The sequence below is a fragment of the Aquibium carbonis genome (genome assembly GCF_003970795.1).
GTDB classification, from domain to species: Bacteria; Pseudomonadota; Alphaproteobacteria; order Rhizobiales; family Rhizobiaceae; genus Aquibium; species Aquibium carbonis.
Genome location: NZ_RWKW01000171.1, coordinates 1 through 2,600 on the forward strand (window position 1 = coordinate 1; position 2,600 = coordinate 2,600).

A 2,600-nucleotide genomic window follows, 5' to 3' on the forward strand; every position below is an offset into this window, starting at 1 on the left:
GCGGGGATTTGCGCGGACGGCCGATGGCGAAGGCCTGCGGATCGCCGGCCACGCGAGCCTTTTCGGCGTTGCCGACCTGTCGCGCGACGTGGTGGAGGCGGGCGCCTTCGCGGCCGCGCTCGCCAGGCGCGGCGGCGGCATCCGCATGCTGTTCCAGCACGATCCGGCAAGGCCCGTGGGGGTGTGGACCTCGCTGCGCGAAGATGCGCAGGGGCTGGCCGTGCAGGGCCGGCTGACGGCCGGTGCGTCGGCCGAGCTGGCCGCGCTGATTGCCGACGGGGCGATCGACGGGCTGTCGATCGGCTTTCGCACGGTGAAGGCGAGGACCGACCCGCGCACGCGGCTCAGGCACATCGTCGAGGCCGACCTCTGGGAGATCTCGATCGTCACTTTTCCGATGCTGCCGGGGGCCCGGCTTGCGGTTCTGCCGCCGGACCGGCCACTGGCCCCGGCGACGGGCGACCTGGCGCGCGCCGCCAGACAAATGGCGGCGCTGATCAGCGTCGAAACTTCCATCATCAACGAGAAGGACTTCGCATGAGCGACTTCATCACCGGACTGGAAAACAAGGCGGCCCCGGGCGGCGGCGAGGTGAATGCCGCCTTCGCCGAGGTGTGGATGGCCTTCGAGGCCTACAAGGAGGCGAACGAGCAGCGGCTGGCCGAGATGGAGCGCAAGGCCGGCCCCGACGTGGTGACGAGCGAGAAGGTGGACCGCATCGCCCGCACGCTCGACGAGCAGAAGCGCGCGGTGGACGCGATGATCCTGCGCCAGAACCGGCCGGCGCTCGGGCGGCCGGACGGGATGACGGTGAAGTCGGAGCACCATTCGGCCTTCGAGGCCTATGTGCGCTCCGGCGACGACAGGCACCTGCGCGGCCTGGAGGCGAAGGCGATGTCCTACGGCTCCGGACAGGACGGCGGCTATCTGGTACCCGACGAGCTGGAAGCAGCGATCGGCAAGCGGCTGGCGCAGATCTCGCCGATCCGCGGCATCGCCTCGGTGCGGCAGGTGTCGGGCGCGGTGCTGAAGAAGCCCTACCAGCTGACCGGCCCCGCGGCGGGCTGGGTGGCCGAGACGGCGGCGCGACCGCAGACGGCGAGCGCGACGCTGGCCGAGCTGCAGTTCCCCACCGCCGAGATCTATGCCATGCCGTCGGCGACCGCCTCGCTGCTGGAGGACGCGGCTGTCGACCTCGACCAGTGGATCTCGTCCGAGATCGAGATCGCCTTCGCGGAACAGGAGGGCGTGGCCTTTGTGTCCGGCAACGGCGTCAACAAGCCCAAGGGCTTCCTCGACTATCCCCAGGTGGCCGAAGCGAGCTGGGAATGGGAGAAGATCGGCACGCTTTCGACCGGGGTATCGGGCGCGCTGCCGGCCACCGCCCCGTCCGACATCCTGATCGACCTCGTCTACGCGCTGAAGGCCGGCTACCGCCAGAACGCCAACTGGGTGCTGAACCGCCGCACGCAGGCGGCGATCCGCAAGCTGAAGGACGCCGACGGCAACTATCTGTGGCAGCCGCCGGCCCAGCCGGGCGGCAAGGCGATGCTGATGGGCTTTCCGGTGGTGGAGGCCGAGGACATGCCCGACATCGCCGCCGACACCACGCCGATCGCCTTCGGCGACTTCGCGCGCGGCTATCTGGTGGTCGACCGCACCGGCGTGCGGGTGCTGCGCGACCCCTACACCGCCAAGCCTTACGTGCTGTTCTACACGACCAAGCGCGTCGGCGGCGGGGTGCAGGATTTCAACGCGATCAAGCTGTTGAAGTTCTCCGGGGCGTAAGGGGGCGGGCGCCCCGGGCGTCCTGAAGACGCCCTGACGAACCGCCGGCGGTTTCTCCTTTCGCCGCCGGCGGCTCCTTCTTCCGTTCCCGAAAAACCAGTCACGAGGTGGCCGAAATGGCGCTGTTTCGAACCGTTCCGCCTGGCGCGGAACCGCTGACGCTCGCCGACTGCAAGGCGCATCTCAGGATTGCGCATGACGGCGACGACGCGCTGATTGCGGGCCTCGTGCGCGCCGCGCGCGAAGAGGTGGAACAACAGACCGGCGTCGCCCTGATCGACCAGGACTGGCGGCTGGCGCTGGACCGATGGCCGGCCGGCGGCATCGTGACGATCCCGCGCCATCCGGTGAAGCAGGTGCTGTCGGTGACGCTCTATGGCGCCGACGGCGAGGCGACGCTGATGGACCCCGCGCTCTACCGGCTCGACGGGCTGTCGCGGCCGGCGCGGCTGTGGGTCGAGCAGCGACCGACGCCGGGAGCCGCTCTCAACGGCATCGAGATCGACTTTCGCGCCGGCTTCGGCGAGGCGGGCACCGACGTGCCGGACCTGTTGAAGCGGGCGATGCTGATCCTGGTGGCGCACTGGTACGAGTTCCGCGCCGCCTACGGCCCCGACGACCAGCCGGTGTCGATCCCCGACGGGTTTCGCCGCCTGACCGATGGCTGGCGGACGAGGCGGCTGTGATGCGGGCGCGGCGGATCGATCCCGGCCGGCTGCGCCTGCCGATGGCGCTGGAGGCGCTGGCGGCCGTTCCCGACGGCGCCGGCGGCCACACCGAAAGCTGGACGCCGGTCGCAACGCTGCACGCCG

Annotated in this window: 3 protein-coding genes; all 3 read left to right on the top strand. The window is 70.5% G+C overall.

Features of this window, described 5'->3' with window-relative positions; genetic code table 11:
* Positions 1-541: HK97 family phage prohead protease (locus EJC49_RS25295; RefSeq protein WP_425358846.1), on the top strand; the 541-nt coding region annotated here is incomplete at its 5' end.
* Positions 538-1,788, top strand: a complete 1,251-nt coding sequence (locus tag EJC49_RS25300; RefSeq protein ID WP_126702691.1) for a phage major capsid protein — start codon at positions 538-540, stop codon at positions 1,786-1,788. The genes EJC49_RS25295 and EJC49_RS25300, both read left to right, overlap by 4 nt.
* Positions 1,789-1,904: 116 nt before the next feature.
* Positions 1,905-2,474 carry a head-tail connector protein gene (locus tag EJC49_RS25305; RefSeq protein WP_126702692.1) on the top strand — a complete coding sequence of 190 codons (570 nt, stop codon included), beginning with the start codon at positions 1,905-1,907 and terminating at the stop codon, positions 2,472-2,474.
* The last annotated feature ends 126 nt before the right edge of the window (positions 2,475-2,600 follow it).

Bases quoted from the DNA above. Each gene is read 5' to 3' on its own strand.
- EJC49_RS25300 (WP_126702691.1), top strand. From the start codon at position 538: ATGAGCGACTTCATCACCGGACTGGAAAACAAGGCGGCCCCGGGCGGC.
- EJC49_RS25305 (WP_126702692.1), top strand. From the start codon at position 1,905: ATGGCGCTGTTTCGAACCGTTCCGCCTGGCGCGGAACCGCTGACGCTC.